Annotated in this window: 16 protein-coding genes; 6 read left to right on the top strand and 10 right to left on the bottom strand. The window is 67.1% G+C overall.

Features of this window, described 5'->3' with window-relative positions; genetic code table 11:
• Nucleotides 1–109: 109 nt before the first annotated feature.
• Nucleotides 110–1,324, bottom strand: coding sequence for an HD-GYP domain-containing protein (locus OUY36_RS01295; protein ID WP_267931788.1), 1,215 nt, complete (start codon nt 1,322–1,324; stop codon nt 110–112).
• Between the two features lie 199 nt (nt 1,325–1,523).
• On the opposite strand from OUY36_RS01295, the gene OUY36_RS01290 reads away from it, so the two are divergent.
• Nucleotides 1,524–3,287, top strand: a complete 1,764-nt coding sequence (locus OUY36_RS01290) for a sensor histidine kinase (RefSeq protein WP_267931787.1) — start codon at nt 1,524–1,526, stop codon at nt 3,285–3,287.
• Nucleotides 3,288–3,318: 31 nt separating this feature from the next.
• Nucleotides 3,319–4,662 carry a sigma-54-dependent transcriptional regulator gene (locus OUY36_RS01285; RefSeq protein WP_208217215.1) on the top strand — a complete coding sequence of 448 codons (1,344 nt, stop codon included), beginning with the start codon at nt 3,319–3,321 and terminating at the stop codon, nt 4,660–4,662.
• Nucleotides 4,663–4,875: 213 nt separating this feature from the next.
• Here OUY36_RS01285 and OUY36_RS01280 read toward each other — a convergent pair whose 3' ends face one another.
• The 3 genes from OUY36_RS01280 to OUY36_RS01270 form a co-directional block, all read right to left on the bottom strand.
• Nucleotides 4,876–6,117, bottom strand: a complete 1,242-nt coding sequence (locus OUY36_RS01280) for an RNA polymerase sigma factor (protein WP_230726725.1) — start codon at nt 6,115–6,117, stop codon at nt 4,876–4,878.
• 2 nt (nt 6,118–6,119) lie between these two features.
• Nucleotides 6,120–6,476: a YciI family protein gene (locus OUY36_RS01275; RefSeq protein WP_102839286.1), complete on the bottom strand. Its 357-nt coding sequence runs from the start codon at nt 6,474–6,476 to the stop codon at nt 6,120–6,122.
• An 85-nt stretch (nt 6,477–6,561) separates the two neighbouring features.
• The gene (locus OUY36_RS01270; protein WP_011911394.1) at nt 6,562–7,023 is read right to left on the bottom strand and encodes a YybH family protein; all 462 of its coding nucleotides are present in this window, start codon (nt 7,021–7,023) and stop codon (nt 6,562–6,564) included.
• Between the two features lie 295 nt (nt 7,024–7,318).
• On the opposite strand from OUY36_RS01270, the gene OUY36_RS01265 reads away from it, so the two are divergent.
• The 3 genes from OUY36_RS01265 to OUY36_RS01255 are packed head-to-tail and all read left to right on the top strand — an operon-like array spanning nt 7,319 to nt 10,874.
• Nucleotides 7,319–9,532, top strand: a complete 2,214-nt coding sequence (locus OUY36_RS01265; RefSeq protein ID WP_267931786.1) for a TonB-dependent receptor — start codon at nt 7,319–7,321, stop codon at nt 9,530–9,532.
• Nucleotides 9,532–10,662 (top strand): PepSY-associated TM helix domain-containing protein, encoded by a 1,131-nt coding sequence (locus OUY36_RS01260; RefSeq protein WP_267931785.1) that lies wholly within the window; start codon nt 9,532–9,534, stop codon nt 10,660–10,662. Before OUY36_RS01265 ends, OUY36_RS01260 begins: the two co-directional genes overlap by 1 nt.
• A complete protein-coding gene (locus tag OUY36_RS01255) occupies nt 10,659–10,874 on the top strand; it encodes a hypothetical protein (protein WP_267931784.1) in 216 nt (71 codons plus the stop codon). Before OUY36_RS01260 ends, OUY36_RS01255 begins: the two co-directional genes overlap by 4 nt.
• Here OUY36_RS01255 and OUY36_RS01250 read toward each other — a convergent pair.
• On the bottom strand, nt 10,837–13,626 hold the full coding sequence (locus OUY36_RS01250; protein ID WP_267936383.1) for a response regulator: 2,790 nt from the start codon (nt 13,624–13,626) through the stop codon (nt 10,837–10,839). The two genes, OUY36_RS01255 and OUY36_RS01250, sit on opposite strands and share 38 nt — an antisense overlap.
• The gene (locus OUY36_RS01245; RefSeq protein ID WP_267931782.1) at nt 13,623–14,780 is read right to left on the bottom strand and encodes an acyl-CoA dehydrogenase family protein; all 1,158 of its coding nucleotides are present in this window, start codon (nt 14,778–14,780) and stop codon (nt 13,623–13,625) included. Before OUY36_RS01245 ends, OUY36_RS01250 begins: the two co-directional genes overlap by 4 nt.
• Nucleotides 14,781–14,932: 152 nt before the next feature.
• On the opposite strand from OUY36_RS01245, the gene OUY36_RS01240 reads away from it, so the two are divergent.
• A complete protein-coding gene (locus OUY36_RS01240) occupies nt 14,933–16,096 on the top strand; it encodes a lactonase family protein (RefSeq protein ID WP_267931781.1) in 1,164 nt (387 codons plus the stop codon).
• Nucleotides 16,097–16,106: 10 nt separating this feature from the next.
• Here OUY36_RS01240 and OUY36_RS01235 read toward each other — a convergent pair whose 3' ends face one another.
• Genes OUY36_RS01235 through OUY36_RS01220 form a run of 4 tightly spaced genes read right to left on the bottom strand, consistent with a single transcriptional unit; the run spans nt 16,107 to nt 20,577 of the window.
• Complete coding sequence (locus OUY36_RS01235) at nt 16,107–17,144, bottom strand: hypothetical protein (protein WP_267931780.1); 1,038 nt, start codon at nt 17,142–17,144, stop codon at nt 16,107–16,109.
• A 14-nt stretch (nt 17,145–17,158) separates the two neighbouring features.
• Nucleotides 17,159–18,067, bottom strand: a complete 909-nt coding sequence (gene flgL, locus OUY36_RS01230) for a flagellar hook-associated protein FlgL (RefSeq protein WP_110778484.1) — start codon at nt 18,065–18,067, stop codon at nt 17,159–17,161.
• Nucleotides 18,068–18,088: 21 nt separating this feature from the next.
• Nucleotides 18,089–19,468, bottom strand: a complete 1,380-nt coding sequence (flgK, locus tag OUY36_RS01225) for a flagellar hook-associated protein FlgK (protein ID WP_102839278.1) — start codon at nt 19,466–19,468, stop codon at nt 18,089–18,091.
• On the bottom strand, nt 19,465–20,577 hold the full coding sequence (locus tag OUY36_RS01220) for a lytic transglycosylase domain-containing protein (RefSeq protein ID WP_267931779.1): 1,113 nt from the start codon (nt 20,575–20,577) through the stop codon (nt 19,465–19,467). Before OUY36_RS01220 ends, flgK begins: the two co-directional genes overlap by 4 nt.
• Nucleotide 20,578: the final 1 nt, after the last annotated feature.

The raw sequence follows: 20,578 nt of genomic DNA, 5'->3' as shown, positions 1-20,578 counted from the left end.
GCAGCCAGGTCATGGGCAATACGGGCTCTGTTGCTGAGCGACTCGCCGGGCGAGTCGCGTTCGGGGGGCGACATTCTAGTCGCATCGCCCCCAGTTTACGACCGTCAATCTAGCTCCAGAGCGCATCGAGGTTGCTGAAGCCCCAGGCGGCGGGGTCCTCGCGGCCGACGATGCGGTCGTTGCACTGCGGGCTGGAGAGGTCCAGCTCCACCGGCACGATCGGTGCGCGGGTACGGGTTGAATAGAACAGTTTCAGGCGCGGCGCTGTCAGCTGTTGCGCATTGTGCTCGATGACCACGCCGAGCCGCCCCGACTGCAGCCGCACCAGCGAGCCCAGCGGGTAGATGCCCACCGTGCGCACGAAGGCATGCAGGATCTGGGTATCGAAGTGCCCTTGCCACTGCGCCATGCGCGCCAGCGAGCCGGAAGCGTCCCAGGCGGTTTTGTACGGGCGATTCGAGGTGATGGCGTCATACACGTCGCAGATGGCACCCATGCGCGCCAGCCGGCTGATCTGTTCACCGGCCAGCCGATGCGGATAGCCGGTGCCGTCCATCTTCTCGTGATGATGCAGGCAGACATCCAGAACCGCCTCGGACACGGCCGCTCCCGCACCGAGCAGAATCGCGTGACCACGCTCCGGGTGGCTGCGCATGACGGCGTATTCATCGTCGCTGAGCTTGCCCGGCTTGTTCAGCACATCCAGCGGCATGGCCATCTTGCCGATGTCATGCAACAACCCGGCAAAGCCGGCTTCCTGGACTTCCTGTTCGCTCAGGCCCAGCTGCCGGCCCAGCGCGACCATCAGCGCGCAGACCGCCACCGAGTGCATGTAGGTGTACTCGTCCTTGGTCTTCAGCCGTGCCAGGCTGAGCAGTGCCGAACCGTTGCGCGCCAGCGATGCGGAAATCTGCTCGACCAGCGGCAGGCACTGCTGCGGGTCGACGGCCTTGCCCAGCCGCGCCTCGTTGAACAGCGAGGCCACCTGCTGCTTGGAGCGTTTGAGCACCTGCGCGGCGCGCTGCATTTCTTCCTGAACGCTGCATTGCTGGGCCGATTGTGCGGCAGGCCGAGGCGTTATCGGCATGGCGTCGGAGACCAGCTGGGGAGCCTCGGCGGCCGGGGGCGTTGCCGTTTCGACATCGACGCCCTTGCCCGTATCGATCCACAGCGCCTTGACGCCGCTGCTGCGCAGCGCCTGCAGGTCGGCGGGGTCGGTGAGCAGGAACTTGCTGCGCCAGAAGGAATGATCGAACCAGCTGCCGTCCAGCCCATGGACGTACATACCGAAGCGGAGTTGGCTGACAAGGATTTTTCTGAGCAAGACGGACCTCGACTGGAGCGGCTGGCCGTTCCGTACTAGCGATCGCTGCTGAGCTGACGGTAACGCCCGCAGTATAACAATGATGGCACTATGCCTCTATTGGGATGAATCAAGACTTTGGTGCTATCCCGAGGCTCGCCAATGCGCCACCGCTGCCGACTATCGCTTACCATCGACGCGTCCCTTCGCGAGCCAAGCCATGCCTGCCCTTGCCAACCGCTTCCGTGTCAGCCTGATCGTGGCGCTGATTCTCGTCGGCCTGCTGCTCAGCATGTATTGGGCCGGGCGGTTGGCCGAGCAGCGCGCCTGGGCCGAGCGCGGACAGGAATCGCAGGGGCAGCTGGAACTGTATGCCCAGGCGATTCATACCCAGGTCGAGCGCTTCCGCTCAGTGCCGGCGCTGCTGGCGCTGGACAGCGACATCCAGGCGCTGCTCGCCGACCCGGGCAATCGCCAGTTGCGTAGACAGCTCAACCAGCGCCTGGAGCAGCAGAATCATGCCGCCGGCTCTTCGGTGCTCTACCTGCTGGACCGCAACGGCGAGACCATCGCCGCCAGCAACTGGCGCGACTGGAGCAGCTTCGTTGGCAACAACTATGCCTTTCGCCCTTACTTCCGCGATGCCGTGGCCAATGGCAGCGGGCGCTACTTCGCGGTCGGCGTCACCACCGGCATTCCCGGCTACTTCCTCTCCAGTTCGGTGAAGAACACCGCCGGCGAGCTGCTCGGCGTACTGGTGGTCAAGCTCGAACTGGAGGACATGCAGCGCGACTGGGTCGGCCAGCCCGGCATCCTGCTGATCGCCGATTCGCTGGACATCGTCATCCTCACCAACCGCCCGGCCTGGCGCTTTCGCTACCTGAGCCCGCTAAGCGACGAGGAGCGCAGCCGGCTGGTGGATGTGCGCCGCTATGCCGAGCAGACCCTGCAACCCTTGCCGAGCAGCCAGGTGCAGCAACTCGGCGAAGGCAGCGAGCGACGCCTGGTGGACGGCCCGGATGGCCGCCGCGAGTACCTTTGGCAGCGTCTGGCATTGCCCGAGGAAGACTGGACGCTGCACCTCTTGCACGACCCGCAGATGGTGGTGGCCAGCGTGCGCAGCTACCGCCTGGCCGCGGCCGGCGTGTGGATGACCCTGGCGTTCCTGCTGCTCTACCTGGCACAGCGGCGCAAGACCCACCGTGTCGAGCTGCGCAGCCGCAGCGAACTGGAGCGCCTGGTACAGGAGCGCACCCGCGAGCTGCACACCGCCCAGGACGAGCTGGTGCATGCCGCGCGCATGGCCGCGCTGGGGCAGATGTCCGCAGCGCTGGCCCACGAGATCAACCAGCCGCTGACCGCGCTGCGCATGCAACTGGCCAGCCTGCGCCTGCTGCTCGACAGTGGCCGCGAGGGAGAGGTGCGCGAGGGGCTCGGGCATGTCGAAGGCCTGCTGGAGCGCATGGCCGCGCTGACCAGCCACCTGAAGACCTTCGCCCGCAAAAGCCCGGCCGGACTGCAGCAGCACCTGGCGCTGGTCGATGTGCTGGAGCAGGCGCTGCAACTGCTCTCGCCGCGCATCCGCAGCGAGCAGGTCGAGGTGTTCCGCCAGGTGCCGGCCGAGGCCAGGGTGAATGGCGATGCGATCCGCCTCGAGCAGGTGCTGATCAACCTGCTGCACAACGCGCTGGATGCCATGGCCGAGCGACCGCAGCGGCGCCTGCGCATCCTCTGCGAGCGCGCCGGTGACGCCTGGCAGCTCAGCGTTGCCGACAACGGCGGCGGCATCCCCGGCGAGCAGCTGGATCAAGTGTTCGAGCCCTTCTTCACCACCAAACCGGTGGGCCAGGGGCTCGGTCTGGGCCTGGCGGTCTCCTACGGCATCGTGCGCGACATGGGCGGCACCCTCGAAGTCAGCAATGACGAGCAGGGCGCGGTGTTCACCCTGACGCTGCCGGCTGCCGAAGCACGCGCCGCCGAGTAAACTGCCGCGACGCGACCGCGAGGAGCAGGCAATGAGCGGGCAGGTAATCTTCATCGACGACGAGGCGGCGATCCGTCAGGCCGTGCAGCAGTGGCTGGAGCTTTCCGGCTTTCAGGTGCGTACCTTCTCCCGCGCCCGCGAGGCGCTGACGGCGCTGGATCGCGACTTTCCCGGCGTGCTGATCAGCGACGTGCGCATGCCCGATCTCGACGGCCTCGGCCTGCTCGAACAGCTGGTAGCGCTGGACGCCGACCTGCCGGTGATCATGGTCACCGGGCACGGCGATGTGCCCATGGCGGTGCAGGCGCTGCGCCAGGGCGCCTACGACTTCATCGAAAAACCCTTCACCCCGGAACGCCTGCTCGACAGCGTACGCCGCGCCATGGACAAGCGCCGGCTGGTCTGCGAGAACCGCCAGCTGCGCGAGCAGTTCGCCCGCAAGGGACGTATCGAATCGCAGCTGCTTGGCGTATCACGGGCGATGGTCAATCTGCGCCGGCAGGTGCTGGAGCTGGCCGGTACCGACGTCAACGTGCTGATCCGGGGCGAGACCGGCAGCGGCAAGGAACAGGTCGCGCGCTGCCTGCATGACTTCAGCCCGCGCGCCGGTGGACCGTTCGTGGCGCTGAACTGCGCGGCGATCCCAGAGACCATTTTCGAAAGCGAGCTGTTCGGCCACGAGAGCGGAGCCTTCACCGGTGCCCAGGGCAAGCGCATCGGCCGCATCGAGCATGCCGCCGGCGGCACGCTGTTCCTCGACGAGATCGAAAGCATGCCGCTGGCGCAGCAGGTCAAGCTGCTGCGCGTGCTGCAGGAAAAGACCCTGGAACGGCTCGGCTCCAACCGCAGCATCGAGGTCGACCTGCGGGTGATCAGCGCGGCCAAGCCGGACCTGCTGGAAGAGGTGCGCGGCGGACGCTTCCGCGAGGACCTGCTGTACCGGCTGAACGTCGCCGAACTGCACATCCCGCCATTGCGCGAGCGCCGTGAGGACATTCCGCTGCTGTTCGAACACTTCGCCAGCCAGGCCGCCCAGCGCCACGGTCGCGCCGCGCCACCGATGACGCCCGGCGAGCTGACGCAGCTGCTCGCCCACGACTGGCCAGGCAACGTACGCGAACTGATCAACGCCGCCGAACGCCACGCCCTCGGCCTCAGCGCACCGGCCCCGGCGAGCAGTGGCGGGCAGTCACTGGCCGAGCAGATGGAAGCCTTCGAGGCGCAGTGCCTGCACAACGCCCTGCAGCAGTGCAAAGGCAATATCGCCGAGGTCATGACTCAGCTGCAGCTGCCACGACGCACCCTCAACGAGAAGATGCAGCGCCACGGGCTGAGCCGCAGCGACTATCTGCCGGCTGGTAGTTGCGACAACTGATCATGGCGCCCCTCTCGTCGCCGCAGCGCGACGCCGCTCCGTAGGGTGGGCTTTAGCCCACCATCGCGCTACGACGTAGCATGGCGCGACACGGTAAGCATCGCGCTGGCGCAAGCGGTGGGCTGAAGCCCACCCTACGCCAGAATGTCAGCTGCGGATGGCAGCCTCGCTGGGCGTTGAGCGCTTGCATCCGCAAGCGTCGAACCCGTCGAGTCAACTGTCCAGCCCATCCAGCTGCCTCTGCAGAAAACGTCGCTCCGGCTCCAGCTGCACCAGTCGCAAGGCTCTGCGGTACGCTTCGCGAGCCTCGTCGGGGCGCGCCAGTTGGCGCAGCAGATCGGCGCGGGCGGCATGGCTGAGGTGATAGTCCTGCAGTTCCCCCTGCGCCAGCAGCTCGTCCACCAGCAATAAGCCCGCCTCGGCACCGTCGCGCATGGCCACGGCCACCGCGCGGTTCAGCCTCACCACAGGTGACGGGCTGAGCTGCAGCAACACGTCGTAGAGCCGAACGATCTGCGCCCAGTCGGTCTGCGCGGCACTCGGCGCCTCGGCATGCACGGCAACGATGGCCGCCTGCAATGCGTAGGGGCCAAAGGCGCGCGTGCTCAGGGCACGCTGCACCAGCAGCGCACCTTCGGCGATCTGCTGCCGATCCCACAGGCTGCGATCCTGCTCATCCAGCCGCACCAGTTCACCGGAAGCATCGCTGCGCGCGGCGCGCCGGGCATCGTGCAGCAGCATCAGCGCCAGCAGCCCGGCCACCTCCACATCGGGCAGCAGTTCGTAGAGCAGGCGGCCCAGGCGGATGGCCTCGACACAAAGATCGGCGCGGGTCAGCGCCGCCCCGGCGGATGCCGAATACCCTTCGTTGAACACCAGGTAGATCACCCGCAGCACGCTCTCCAGGCGCATCGGCAGTTCGGCGCGCTCGGGCACCCGATAGGGCAGCTGGGCATCGCGGATCTTCGCCTTGGCCCGCACGATGCGCTGGGCGATGGTGGCCGGCGGCGCCAGAAAGGCCCGGGCGATTTCCTCGGTGGTCAGATCGCAGACCTCGCGCAGGGTCAGCGCCACGCGACCATCCGCCGGCAGGGCCGGATGGCAGCAGGTGAAGATCAGCCGCAGACGATCGTCTTCCATCTCGTCCACCTCCGCTGCCTCGGTTGCATCTTCCAGCTGTTCGGCCAGCAGCCGCAGCGTGGCATCGAAGCGCGCCCGCCGGCGCAGGGCATCGATGGCCTTGAAACGACCGGTGGATACCAGCCAGGCACGCGGGTTGTCCGGAACGCCGTCGCGCGGCCACTGCTGCAGGGCGGCGGCGAAGGCGTCTTGCAGAGCTTCCTCGGCACGATCGAAATCGCCCAGCAGACGAATCAGCGTGGCCAGGACCCGACGCGATTCGCGGCGATAGAACGTCTCGACCTGCGCCGCCGCAAAGGCTCCGGTGAGCGGCATGCTCAGCGCTGCGGCAGCTGGCGCAAGGGCCGAACCTCGACACAACCGAGGCTGGCCGGCGGGATCTTCGCCGCGATGGCCTCGGCCTCCTGCTGGTCCGCCGCCTCGATCAGGTAGAAGCCGGCGAGCTGCTCGCGGGTTTCGGCGAAGGGCCCATCGACCACCGAGGTGATGCCATCACGCACGCGCACGGTGCGTGCGGTACGCACCGACTGCAGCGGTTCGCCGGCGAGCATATGACCGCTGGCGCGCAGCTCCTCGCCGCAGCTCAGGCAGCGCGCGACCAGCGCCTGCCACTGTTCATCGGTCAGCGCATCCACACGCTGCTCGTCGTAATAGATCAGGCACAGGTATTTCATGCACAAGCTCCGGCTGCCAGGGACGCAGAAAAGCTAGCAGCCGGGAGCGAAGCCTGCCTGAACGAACGACGAAGCTGCGCAGCGCTCAACCGACCTGCTGCGTCGCCGAAGGGGTCGACGACATGCATACCTGGCCGGTTTCCATGTCGAAGGGCATCGAGAAGTGCTCGTGAATCACTTTCCATTCGCCGTCGCGCCGCGCCCAGACCCGCGTGCCGCGCATCCACGCCGTCTGCATCTCGCCTTCGGCGTTCGGCCCGCCGCAATGGGTGAGCATGCGGCTACAGGCCAGCTCGCCGCCGACGTCCACATGCAGCTCGTGAGTCTCGAAGAAGCCTTCGCCCTGGCAGAACTCGAAGCAGCGCTGCCAGTGCGCGCGGTACTCGGCCACGCCCTTGAACTGCAGCGCGCCCACTGCATCGAAGGCGACCACGTCCGGCGCGTACTGCGCCATGATCCGGTCGAGATCCTTGGCACCGATGGCCTGCTCGAAGGCGTCGTGCAGCTGGCGAATGGCGGTTTCGTCCTGGCGGGTTGTGTTGTTCATGTCCGTCTCCTGTCTTCTGGTTGAGCGGGGGTTCAGCCAGTAGTCGTCCGGCGTGTTCATGAATCGACAGGCAGGGCGAAACTTTTTTTTTGCAGAAGAAGGGAGCGCGACGGACCGCGTGCCAGAGCGCTTGGTACCGCCACCACGCCACCGCGCCGCGACACCGCTAGGCGGAATACAGTTGCGAATTGTTATCTTTTATTTACGATAGTGGCTCTCAGATGGCACAGGCTCTCATTGTCCGCCGAGCCGTCCCCCTTCACCCCTCACAGTTCAACGTCCGGTCAGGTCCGCCATGCCCACGCTTCGCTTCCCGCGTAAAACCGCACTGCTGCCCGTTTGCCTTGCCGCCAGCTTCGCTGGCTCACCGCTCATGGCCCAGGAACCACTCGAAGAGCAGGCTCAGGGCACTGCCACCGAGCCGGTCGAACTGCAATCGGTGGAGATCACCGCCAGCGCCGACGCCTCGGCCGACGGTCTGACCCAACCCTACGCTGGCGAACAGGTCGCCCGCGGTGGGCGCGTGGGTATTCTCGGCAACCGCGACTACATGGAAACGCCGTTCACCTCGACGTCCTACACCTCGCAGCTGATCCAGGATCAGCAGGCGCGCAGCGTGTCCGACGTGCTGCAGAACGACCCCTCGGTGCGCGTCGCCCGCGGCTTCGGCAACTTCCAGGAGGTGTATGTCGTACGCGGCTTCCCGGTGTACTCCGACGACATTTCCTACAACGGCCTCTATGGCCTGCTGCCGCGCCAGTACGTGGCCGCCGAGTTCATCGAGCGCGTGGAAGTGTTCCGCGGCGCCAATACCTTCCTCAATGGCGCCGCCCCGGGCGGCAGCGGCATTGGCGGCGCGATCAACATCCTGCCCAAGCGCGCGCCGAACGAGCCGCTAACGCGCCTGACCGTCGGCGCCGAAAACGGTGGCCAGGCCATGACCCACGCCGATATCGCCCGTCGTTTCGGCGAAGAGGAGCGCTTCGGCGTACGCCTGAACGCCGCCAAGCGCGCCGGCGAGACCACCGTCGAAGACGAGGACCGCACCCTCGACATGTTCGCCCTCGGCCTCGACTATCAGGGCGACAACTTCCGCCTGTCCGGTGACATCGGTCACCAGTACCACTTCATCGACCAGCCACGGCCGAACGTCACCCCCAGCGGCGGAGTGCCCAGTGCACCGGATGCCGATGACAATTTCGCCCAATCCTGGACCTACTCGAAGGAAAAACAGACCTTCGTTACCTTCCGTGCCGAATACGACTTCTCGGACGCCGTGACCGGCTGGCTGGCGGCCGGCGTGCGTGAAGGCGAGGAGCAGAACCGGTTGGCCAATCCGACCGCTGATGCGTCGGGCGCGACCTCTGCCTATCGCTTCGACAACATCCGCGAAGAAGAGGTATTCACCAGCGAAGTGGGTGTTCGGGCGCGCACCTTTACCGGCCCGGTTTCGCATGAACTGGTGATGTCGGCGGCAATGTTCGATATCGAGGCCCGCAATGCCTATGCATTTTCCAGCTTCTCAGGTTTCGCAGGCGATCTTCACAATCCCTACGATACAGCCATGCCCGCGGCCGATTTCTTCGTCGGTGGCTCGATGTCCGATCCTCATGTGACCGAGCGCACCCATACGCAGAGCCTCGCGTTCGCCGACACGCTGGGCTTCATGGATGACCGCCTGCTGGTCACCCTCGGCGCGCGCCGCCAGGGCATCGAAGCCAAAACCTACGACTACAACAGCGGCAATCGCCTGTCTTCTTACAACCGTTACAAGAACAGCCCGGTCGCGGGCGTGGTGTATCAGCTGACCGATGAGGTGTCTGTATACGCCAACTACATCGAAGGGCTGGTCAAGGGCGATATTGCACCGGCTATCAGCGGCGGCGTGGCGATCAGCAATCCTGGCGACGCTCTGGAACCGTACGTATCGGAACAGACAGAGGTCGGCATCAAGTACGACGGTGGCAACCTCGGCGGCAGCCTGGCGTTGTTCAGCACCGAGCGGCCATTCAGTACCGTCGAGAACTCGGTGTTTACCGACGGCGGCGAACAGCGCAACCGCGGCATCGAGCTGTCGGTGTTCGGCGAGCCGACCTACGGCGTGCGGTTGCTTGGCGGTCTGACGCTGCTCGATGCCGAGCTGACCAGCACCCAGGATGGCGTCAACGAAGGTAATCGTGCGATCGGTGTTCCACGCACCCAAGCCAACGTGGGCGGCGAATGGGATGTACCGGGCCTGGACGGACTGACCCTGACCAGCCGGGTGATCTATACCGGTCGCCAGTACGCCGATGCGGCTAACGACCTGGAAGTCCCGTCCTGGACTCGCTTCGATCTTGGCGCCCGCTATCGCATGGTCATCGAAGATCGCGACGTGACCCTGCGCGCGCGATTGGATAACGTCACCGGCCGCGACTACTGGGCTTCAGCCGGTGGCTACACCGATCGGGGCTACCTCGTCCTCGGCGCCCCGCGCACGCTTTCGGTCAGCGCCACGGTCGACTTCTGATGCAGGCAGTCACCCTGCGGCGGTGGGGCTGGGTCCACAAGTGGTCCAGCCTCGTCTCTACGCTGTTCATCCTGATGCTGTGCCTGACCGGCCTGCCGCTGATCTTCTCCCACGAGATCGATCACCTCACCGGCAACGAGATCGAGGCGCCGGCGATGCCCGAGGGCACGCCGCGCGCTGCGGTCGACCGGGTTGCAGCCGAAGCTGTGAAGGCCTACCCCGGTCTGGTGCCGCTGTACTTCTTCGCCGAGGAAGACGCGCCGGACGTCTGGTACGTCAAGCTCGATACCCGCGTCGACACCGACGAGAGCGAGTCGACGCTGATCCTCTCCGACGCCCGCACGGCCGAGGTGCTCGGCGCGCCGAACTTCGACGAAGGCTTCATGAGCGTCATGTACCGCCTGCACGTGGACCTCTACGCGGGGCTCGCCGGCAAGCTGTTTCTCGGTTTCATGGGCCTGCTGCTGATGGTGGCGATCGTCTCCGGCGTGGTGCTCTACGCGCCCTTCATGCGCAAGCTGCGCTTCGGCGAGGTGCGCCAGGAACGCACCGCGCGCACCCGCTGGCTGGACCTGCACAACCTGCTCGGCATCGTCACCCTGGTGTGGGCCCTCGCGGTGGGCTTCACCGGGGTGATCAATACCTGGGCGGACCTGATCTTCCAGGCCTGGCAGGCCGAACAGGTCGCCGCACTGCAAGCCGGTGAGCCCCGCGTGCTGCTCGCGGCGGACGCCAGCGAGGCGCCCGCTGCCGACGGCTCGCTGCAGACCGCCGTCGACCGCGTGTTGGCCGCCGCACCCGGCATGGCGGTGTCGATGATTGCCTACCCCGGCACCCTGCGCGCCACGCCGGAGCATGTCGCGGTGATCCTGCGCGGCGACACGCCACTGACCTCGCGCCTGACCCAGGCGCTGCTGGTCGATCCGGCCAATGGCGAGGTACTGGAAGCCGGCGCGCGGCCCTGGTACGTCACCGCGCTGCAACTGTCCGAACCGCTGCATTTCGGCGATTACGGCGGTCTGCCGCTGAAGGTCCTCTGGGCGCTGCTGGATATCCTCACCATCGTCGTACTGGGCAGCGGGCTGTACCTGTGGCTCAAGCGCGGTGCGACGGCGGAGGTGCGGGCATGATGCGCATCTGGCTTTGGCCGCTGGTGGTCGCCGTGGCGTCCATCATCGGACTGGTCGCCGGCCTGGTCTCCGAAGGCGCTGGCGACTGGCTGAGCTGGCTGGCCCTCACCGCACCGGTGGTGATCGGCGTGCACGGTCTGTGTCGCTACCGTGGCCGACCCCGGTCGCGCCTGCTCACATCTGCAGAACCTCGGCAAGCTGGTCGAAGCTGAACGGTTTGGGCAAAGAGCGGGACGGCAGAGCGCTGTCGATGCGGCCCTCGCCGGAGACGAACACCAGCTTCAGCCACGGCTGGGTTTCCAGGGCCTCGGCCGCGAAGTCGGGGCCTGAGCGCCCGGGCAGGTTGACGTCCAGCAACAGCTGGTCGAAGCGCTGCTCGTGCAATGCCTGCGCCGCCTGCTCGGCATTCGGGTAACCCCGGGCGCGGTAACCCAGCTCCTCGACCATCTCGCAGGCCAGCGCCAGCAGCTGTGGCTGGTCCTCGACCACCATCACCCAGCGTTGTGCGGGGGCCTGGCCGTCGCCGCGCTGCGTACTCAGCAGCTGACGCACCTTGCGTGCCAGGTCTTCCTGCCGATACGGCTTGCTCAGCAGCTCCACGCCGGGGTCCAGGCGCCCGCCATGCACGACGGCATTGCGCGTGTAGCCGGAGGTGAACAACACCGCGATGTCCGGCTGCAGGACACGCGCCTGCCGCGCCAGCTCGGTGCTGCGCAGCGGGCCGGGCATGACCACGTCGGTGAACAGCAGATCGATGCCGATGCCGCTCTGCAGGATGCTCAGCGCGCTCTGCGCATCATTGGCACGCAACACCGAATAGCCGAGCCCGCTGAGCAGTTCGATCACGGTGGCCTGCACCGGCAGGTCGTCCTCCACCACCAGGATGGTTTCGCTGCCGCCCACCACCGGGCCGACGATGTCCGGCAACGCCTGCACCTCGGGCTGCTCGGTGCGCGGCAGGTAGAGCTTGACCGTGGTGCCGCTACCCTGCTCGCTGTAGAGGCGGATATGCCCGCTGCTCTGCTTGGCGAAGCCGTAGGCCATGCTCAGCCCCAGGCCGGTGCCGTGGCCTTCGGGCTTGGTGGTGAAGAAGGGCTCGAAGGCCTGCTCGATGATCTCTGCCGGCATGCCGACGCCGGTGTCAGACACCGCCAGCAGCACGTACTGACCCGGTGCCACGTCGGCCTGGGTGGCGGCGTAATGCTCATCGAGCATGGCGTTGCCCAGTTCCAGGGTCAGCTTGCCGCCCTCGGGCATGGCATCGCGGGCGTTGATCGCGAGGTTGAGCACCACCTGCTCGAGCTGGTGCGGATCGACCATGGTGGTCCACAGGCCGCCAGCGACCACGGTTTCGATCTCGATGTGTTCGCCGATGGCCTGGCGCAGCAATTCGTCGAGGTCGCGCAGCAGCCGGCCAAGATTGGTCGGTTGCGGTCGCAACGGCTGGCGGCGGGCGAAGGCCAGCAGCTGCCGGGCCAGCTTGGCGCCGCGCTCGACGGCCGAACTGGCGGCATCGACGCGCTTGGCCGCGGCACGGTTGTCCTCGGCCAGCGGTTGCAGCAACTGCAGATTGCCGGCGATGACCTGCAGCACATTGTTGAAATCGTGGGCCACACCGCCGGTGAGCTTGCCGATGGCCTCGAGCTTCTGCGACTGGTACAGCGCCTGCCGGCTCAGCTCCAGCTCGCGGGTGCGCTCCTCGACCAGCTCCTGCAGGCGCTCGCTGGTGCGCTGCAGCTCCTGCTGCGCCAGCACCTGGGCGGTGACGTCATGGCCCTGGCAAAAGATGCCGCTGACCTGCTCGTCCTCGCTGAATACCGGCTGGAAGATGAAATTCACGTAGCGCCGCTCGGCCTTGCCGCCGGGCTGCGGGCGCACGCGCACGGCGAGGTGGCGGCCGAGGTAGGGGCGCCCGGTGACATAGACCTGCTGCAGCAGGTCGGACAGCGCACGGCTCTCCAGCTGCGGAAAGGCCTTGTAGGCAGGCAGGCCGAGCAGCTCACGGGCGCCGACCAGCTCATGGAAGGCGCGATTGGCGATCTTCAGCTCGTGCTGCGGCCCTTCGGTGATGGCAATGAAGCCCGGCGCCTGGTCGAACAGCCGCTGCAGGTGTGCGCGCTCCTCGACGAGTCGGCGCCCGTACAGCTCGCTGGCGCGCCGCTCGGCGACCAGCGCCGAGACGTCACGCAACGTCAGGGCCGACCCCACCACCGCGCCATCGGTCGCACAGACCGCCGCCACGACGACCTCCAGCACGCGCCCCTGGGTCGATTCCTCGAACTGCAACGTCTGGGTCGAGTCGCAATCCAGCGCCTGCGCCAGTGCCTGCGCCAGGTCGGCGTTCCAGAACGGCAGCCCGCTCACCGCCTGTCCGAGCACCTCGGTCTGCGTCAGGTCGAACAGCTCGGCCGCGCCGGCGCTCCAGTAGAGCACCGCGCCGGCCCGGTCGAGCCCGACGATGGCATCGCGCGCCGCATCGATGAAGTGATGCAGATAGAGTTCTGCCGTCGGCTGCGGACGCCTGCTCGATTGGCTGCTGCTGACCGTGGCATTGGCCCGCGCCAGGGTGGTCCGCAGGCGCGCCCGGCGGCGCACGCTCGCCAGCGCCTGATCGAGCCGCTGACACAACGTGTCGCTGTCGAGCGCGACGATCGACCAGTACGGCCCCAACAGAGGCGCCGGACCGAGTTCGCGGTGCAGCCGCTCGACGTGCGCGTCCTCGCTGAGAAACAGCAGCTGCGCGGCCCGCCAGCGGCTGCGCAGCTGCCGGGCGAGGGCGATTACGCGCGGCAAGCCGGGCGCCAGCAGCACCAGCGCCGGCTGATCCTCCCCGAGCGAAGGGGCGCTGCCGTCGAGACAGCGCAGCTGCAGATCCTGCTCCGCTGCCCAGCTGCCGATCCGCTCGCGCAAGCGGCCGTCGCCGGCATCGAGCAGCATGACCTGATCGAGCAGCAGCTCGTTCATAGCAACGGCAGCCCCAGCAGGCTGCGCCCGGTCCACAGCTTCAGCAGACCGGTGGTGGGCGTCATGACGTGGCCGGCGCGGGCGTCGCGCAGCAGCCGGGAGACGCGGCTGCTGTCGCGGTAGGCCGCCCCGCCGCAAATGCTCATCGCCTCGTTGGCCAGGCGTACCGCCGTCTCCGCCGCTTCGGTCTTGCACGCCAGGATGTACGGCAGCGCCTCGGGGTGCGCGGCATCGCCACGGCGTGCGGCCTCACGCACCAGCGCGCGGGTTTTCACCAGATCGGTCCAGAGTTCGCCATAGCGGACCTGCAGCGTCTCCACGTCGCGCAGGGACTCGCCGGAATGACTGTAGCGACGCGAGTGCAGGTGCAGGCCCGCCTCGTCCAGCGCAGCCTGGGCGATGCCCAGGTAGGTGCCGGCCATGGCCATGAGGAAGAACGGCGCCACCACTTCGAACACGTACCAGACCTGATCGCCCGGCTCGCCGAGCAGGTTGCGCGCCGGCACCCGCACTTGTTCCAGGCGCAGCGGCCGGGACGAGTTGCCGCGCATGCCGAAGCCGTCCCAGGCGTCGAGCCAGTGCATGCCGGCGCCGTCCTTGTCGACGATCAGGCAGCTGAAATCGCCGGCTTCGGCGTCCGCCGCCACGGTGGAAACCACGTAGGAATCGGCATGCCCGCCGTTGGTGACGAACTGCTTGGTGCCGTCGATGACGAACTCGTCGCCGTCGGCATCCAGGCGGGTTTCCGGCAGGTAGAAATGCGCGCCGGTGCCCTGCTCGGACAGTGCCAGGGTGGTGATATGCCGCCCCGCGGCGATCTCCCGCAGATAGTGCTCGCGCTGATGCTCGGTGGCTTTGGCGGCGATCACCGCAGTGGCCACGCAATGCATGCCGTAGCACAGCGCCGACGATGGGCAGGCCCGCGCGATGCTTTCGGTGAGCACGCAAAGCCCCAGCAGCCCCTGCCCGCGGCCGCCCAGCTCGACCGGCACCTGCAGGCCGAGCAGGCCGGCTTCGGCGAGCCCCTGCATGGAGTCGGCGGGCCAGCGGCATTCGGCGTCGACCTCGGCCGCCAGCGGGGCGATGCGACTCTCGGCCAGATCGGTGGCGATGCTCTGCAATTCGACTAGCTGAACGGGGAGCAAATGGTCCATGAGACGTCCTGGATTCTGGAAAGGCCGGCATCCACCCGGGTGCATATCAGACCCTGGTGGTCAGGTATTGTTCGCGCCACCGCACGGCGGGAGCATCACGCCACGACGGCGGTCATAGTCGCATGACTTCATCGGCAAAAGGCAAACGGCCCATGCGCCTCCGACTCGCACTGGCTCTGCTGGCCGGCGCACTACTGACCCAGGGCGCCCAGGCCGGGAACGACGACATGCATATTCTGATCGGCAGCTACACGCACGACAGCGACAGCCCAGGCATCCTGCGCCTGCGCTTCGATCCCAAGACCGGGCAGATCGACCCGAAGCCGGTGCAAAGCCTCACCAGCGACAATCCCTCCTGGCTGGTGCTGGATGACAAGCGCGACCGGCTTTACGCCACCCATGAGAACGGCCCGGCCCATGCCGACCCGGTCGGCCGCGTCGGCGCCTGGCAGCGCGACGCCAAGGGCGACTACCAGCCCATCGGCCAGGCCATCACCCTCGGCGACGAACCCACCCATGCCAGCCTCAGTCACGACGGTCGCTACCTGTTCGTCAGCAACTACGGTTCGCGCCCCAACCCCGGCGGCAGCCTGGCGGTCCTGCCGCTGGCCGAGGATGGCCGGCCCTTGCCGGTCACGCAGATCACCGCGCACCAGGCCAGCGGTGTGCATCCCGAACGCCAGCGCTCGGCCCATGTGCATTCGGCGGTGCCCAGTCCGGACGGCACACGCCTTCTGGTCAGCGACCTGGGCGCCGACCGGGTGTTCGTCTACCGCTACGACCCGAGGCATGCCGAACGCCCGCTGCGGCCGGATGAGCCGGCCAGCATCGAGCTGCCCGCGGGCAGCGGCCCGCGCCATCTGGTGTTCCACCCCAATGGCAAACACGCCTATCTCGCCCTGGAGCTGAGCGCCCAGGTGGCGGGCTTCGACTACACCGACGGCACCCTGACCCGCCGGCAGCTGCTGGACCTCAAAGAGGCCGATAGCGAAGTGCGTCATTCACCCGGCGCGATCCACACATCGGCCGATGGCCGCTTCCTCTATGTCAGCGACCGCGGCGACTACAACCACATCATCGCCTTCGCCATCGAAGCCGACGGCACGCTGCGCGAAATCCAGCGCCGCCCGAGCGAAGGTCGCGAACCACGGGAATTCGCCATCACGCCGGACGGGCGTTTCATGCTGATCGCCAATCAGCTGAGCGACAGCCTGGTGCTGCTGCGCCGCGACCCGGACAGTGGCCTGCTGGGCGAAACGCTGCAGACCCTGACGCTCGGACGGCCGTCGGATATCAAGCTGCTCGCGCCGAACTGAAGCGCGCCGCTCAGGACAGCAGGCTGACCACCGCGAAGCGGCTGATGCTGGCTTGCGCCACCACTGTCTGGGTGACGGCGGCATAGCTGGACGGGCTGCGCTGCATCAGGTTGAACACCGAGTGGGAAAAATCACTGGCCCACTGCTGCTCGTCGGCATCGGCCTGGCGCGCGAGAAACTCGCGGATCTCACGCTGGCGCTGACCCAGCTGCTCGCGCAGCGCACTGACCTTTTCCAGCCCCGCCACCACGGTATCGAGCATGCGCCGCAGTTCGCGCAGCGAGTCCAGCGATGGCTCCTCGGGAAACTTCAGCAGCTGATCTTCCTCGCTCTGCACGCGCTGGTAACGACCTTTGGCGAACAGCTTGTCCTCGCCCTGCACCGCCAGCTGATCCTTGAGCTGCTGCCAGTCGCTCTCGCGGGCGGAAAAGCGCAACCGGCCGCTGTCGTCGAGCTCGGCACGAATGCCGGACTGGCCCAGGCTGCCATTGAAGCGGCGCAGGATCTGCTCGTCGCTCATGTCATCGTCGAGCACCACCGCCACCGGTTCGGCCAGCTGGCGGCCGCCGCTGAACAACAGCGTTTCGCGGCCGGACTGGCGGATCGCTTCGAGGGAATGGAGCCCCTGCAGGCTGAAACGGCTGCGCACCGGCTCGCTCAGGCGCAGCTTGAGTGTGGCATCCAGCGAGTTGGCCGAACGCTTGCTGCGTTCACGCAGCAGCTGCTCCACGTCCTGCAGGGCATGGCGGATGCTATCCGCTCCAGAACCTGAGGTCGGCGAGCTGATCTCGCGGCTGAGGCTGAGCTTGAGCTGGGAAAGGCGGCCATGAAGGTCGTTCAGGTAGCTTTCCGCCGACTGCATCGAGGACAGCTGCTGGTTGAGCTGCAGGCTGAAGCTGGTGCTCTTCTTGCTCGCCACCTCGGCATGCGCGGCATCGGCCAGCACCGATGTCCGTTGCGTCGCCGCCGGGGTTTCCGGCAGCAGCGTCTGGCGACGCTCCTGGGGGTTGATCGCGGAAACAGCCGGTAGCGGCTTGCCAATCTTCATCGGGCTTCCTCGCCTCAGAGCATGCCGAACAGGGTCAGGCCGTTGATCTTCATGTAGGTTTTCTGGGTGGCCTGCAACGACAGCTGGTAGTTGTTCAGGTCGATGCTGGCGCCGGCGTAATCCAGTCGCGACAGTTCGCCATCGATCTTCTGGTTCACCAGCGAGACGTCCTCGTTGCTGCTGCCGAGCAGGGTCAGGGTGTTCTGCCGCCCGCCCAGATCGGTGACCGCGCCGAGCAGCCTGCCGTGGGTGGCGTCGAGGCTGTCCATGCTCGCGGCGATCTGCGCGCGGACGGCCGGGTCGCTCGAATCCAGCGCCGGGTCCTTGAGCGTCTGCACCAGGCTGCGCAGCTCGTTGAGCATGCCGACGCCGGCGCCGAATATCTGCGCAGCTGTGACGTTCTCTTCCACCAGCACGCCGTTGGCCACCGCGGCCTGGCGATGCTGGTCGTTACCCTGCATGACGTAGACACCGCCAACCAGGGCGATCGCCGGCTGGTTGGAGCGGGTGCCGGAGAACAGGTAGCGGCCCTCCTCGTCGCGCACGTTGGCGAAGCTGAGCACGGTGCCTTCGAGAGTTTCCAGCTCGTTGGCGATGGCCGACAGGTCCTCGTCGGTGTTGCTGCCGTTGGCCGCCCACAGCAACAGGTCACGGATGCTCAGCATGCTGTCGGAAGCCGCCTTGAGATTGGCTTCCTGCTTGGACAGGTTGCCGGAGACGTTGGCGATGTTGGTGCGGTACTGCGTCAGGCTGGCTTCCTCGCGCTGGATGCGCAGCACGCGGACCGCCGAGATCGGGTCGTCGGATGGCACCAGCATGCGCTCGCCGCTGGCCATCTGTTGCATCAGCTTGCCGAGTTTCTCGGAGCTGTTGTTCAGCGAACCGTGCATGGTGGCGGTGATCTGGGCGTTGGAAATGCGCATGGTGTTTTCTCGTCAGTCGGCTCAGAACATTGCCAGTACGGCGTTGAACAGGTCGTTGGAGGTGCTGATGACCTTCATGTTGGCCTGATAGGCCTGCTCGTAGGCCATCAGGTTGACCGCCTCCTCGTCCAGGTTCACCGCGCTGACACTGTCGCGCTGGGCCTGGGCCTGCTCGGCGACGACGGTAGCAGCGGCGAGGTCGGCCTGGTTCTGCCGGCTGGCACTGCCGACGCGGCCGACCAGGCCGGCGTAGGCATCGTTGAGGGGGACATCGCTGCCGGCCACGTTGACCTTGGCCGACTTGAGCTCCAGCAGCGCCAGCAGGTTCTCGTTGTTGCCGACCTCGCCCGTGCCGCTCTGCCCGGCGGAGGAGAAGGCCAGCTGTTCCGGAGCCAGCGCCGTCACCGCAAGCATGCCGCTGGTGCTGCCGGGGGTGTAGACGAACAGCGGCTGGCCGGGATCGCCATTCAGGTCGAAGCCGCCGGCCAGGGTGTCGTTGACGCTCTGCGCCAGGGCCGCAGCCATGTCGTGCAGGTCGTCCTGGGCCGGCCGCAGCGCGCCGTACTCCATGTCGTAGAGCGCGCCGAGCGAGCCGCCGAGGCCATCCTGTACCAGCGGGAAGGTGGTCTTGGCGAACACCAGGGCCAGCTCCTGTTCGCCGGCCAGGTTCTGCTCGACCGTCAGTTGCCCCGCGCTGCCACCGGCGACCAGCGGCTGACCGTTGGCCAGGGACACGGTCAGCGTGCCGTCGGCGACCTCCTGCACACGGATGCCGGCGTACTGGCTGAGGTCCTTGATCAGGTTCTCGCGGTAGTCGCGCAGCGTGGCGGTATCGCGCCCGGCCGACTCCATCTTGAGGATTTCCACGTTCAGCTCGGCGATGTTGTCGGACAGCCCGTTGATCTCGGCGACCATTGCCACGCGCTGACCCTGCAGGGCGTTGAGCTGGGTGCCGATGTTGCTGTTCAGGCCGTTGAAGCGCTGCGCCAGCTGTTTGGCCTCACCGATGATCTGCTGACGCAGGGGAATGGATTCCGGCGTGGAGCTGGCCTCGCTGAGCGCGGCGAAGAAATTGTCCAGGCCGACGCTGACGCTGGAGCCTTCGCTGTGGATCAGGCCTTCCAGCGCCGAAAGGTACTGCTGGCTGGTGCCGTAGTAGTTCTTGTCGGTGCTGGCGCGCCAGAGCTGCTGGTTCTGGAAATCGTTGGACAGCCGGCGAATGCTGCTGACCTGCACGCCACCGCCGATGCTGGTGGCGGTCTGCCCGCCGACCGAATGCAGTTCCGGGCCGAGGCGGCTGAAGCCGGGCGTGTTGACGTTGGCGATATTCTGCCCGGTCGCGGTTAGGGCGATCTGCGAGGCGCGGACGCCGCTGTAGCCAATCTGACTCAAGACACTCACGACAGCACTTCCTTCGAATCGATGCGGATCGGTTGGGCGAACGCCACGGAGAGATGGCGCGCGACGACCGGTGGTTGTCTATCCAAGGCGACTGCCGCGGGCGGCTCATTAAGCGCAACGGATGCCGGCTGTTGCGTGCCGATGCGCTTGCCCTCCAGCGTGGCCAGCATTTGCCCGCGGGACAGTCGCTCGGCGGTGTCCAGGCTGGCCTGCGCCGCCGGCGACCGGCCGGCCGACTGTAGCGCGGCCTGCGGCTCGCGCGACTGGCTGTTGGCGGCCTGCAGGTCCTTGAGAATGTTGCGCGTGTAGTCGCGGGTTTCCTGGTAGGGAATCTTCTGGATCCAGTTCGCCGCATCGATCTCGCCGCGGCGCGGATCGCCATGCTGCTTCAACCACTCGTCGACCTTGCCGGGGCCGGCGTTGTAGGCGGCCAGCGCCAGCGCCTCATGGCCGTCGTAGCGCTCGAGCATCTTGTTCAGGTAGGCGCTGCCGAGGCGCTTGTTGTACTCGGCATCGCGGGTCAGGCGCGCCTCGTCGAATGGCAGGCCGAGTTCGGCGGCCATGTCGCGGGCGGTGCCGGGCATCAGCTGCATCAGCCCGCGAGCGCCCTTGGGCGAGACGGCGGCGACGTTGCCGCTGGACTCGTGCTTGATAACGCTGTCGACCAGCGCACGAAAGCCGGCCTTGCCCGCCGACCAGGCGCTGTCCAGCGCTTCGACGCCGCGCTGCCAGGTGCCGCGCAGGGCATGCTGGCCGCCCTGCCCGACACTGGCCAGGCCGAGTGCCGCCGGTGCCGGCGCGGTGCCGTCGCGGCCGCCGGAGAGCTGCTGCACCAGCATGTCGGCGATCCCGGTCTGGCGCTTGCCGGCCAGGGTTTCAGCCAGCACTTCGTCGTAGAAGTCGCGCATGGTATCCAGCTCGCGGCTGCGCATCGGGTTGCCGGCCGAGAGCACGTCGCCGGCCTTGCGCATCTGCTTGAGGATCTGCTGCAGGAACATGGCCTCGAACTGCTCGGAAACCATTTCCAGCTGCTGGCGGCGCGCGGCGCTGGGGCCGTCGCTGCGCGCACGCATGGCATTGAGGTGGTGCGGTAGGGAAACGATGCTCATG

The sequence above is a fragment of the Stutzerimonas sp. R40042 genome (assembly GCF_026642215.1).
GTDB lineage: Bacteria > Pseudomonadota > Gammaproteobacteria > Pseudomonadales > Pseudomonadaceae > Stutzerimonas > Stutzerimonas frequens.
Note: the sequence above shows the minus strand (reverse complement) of the source record. Positions and strands in the feature narration are given on the sequence as shown.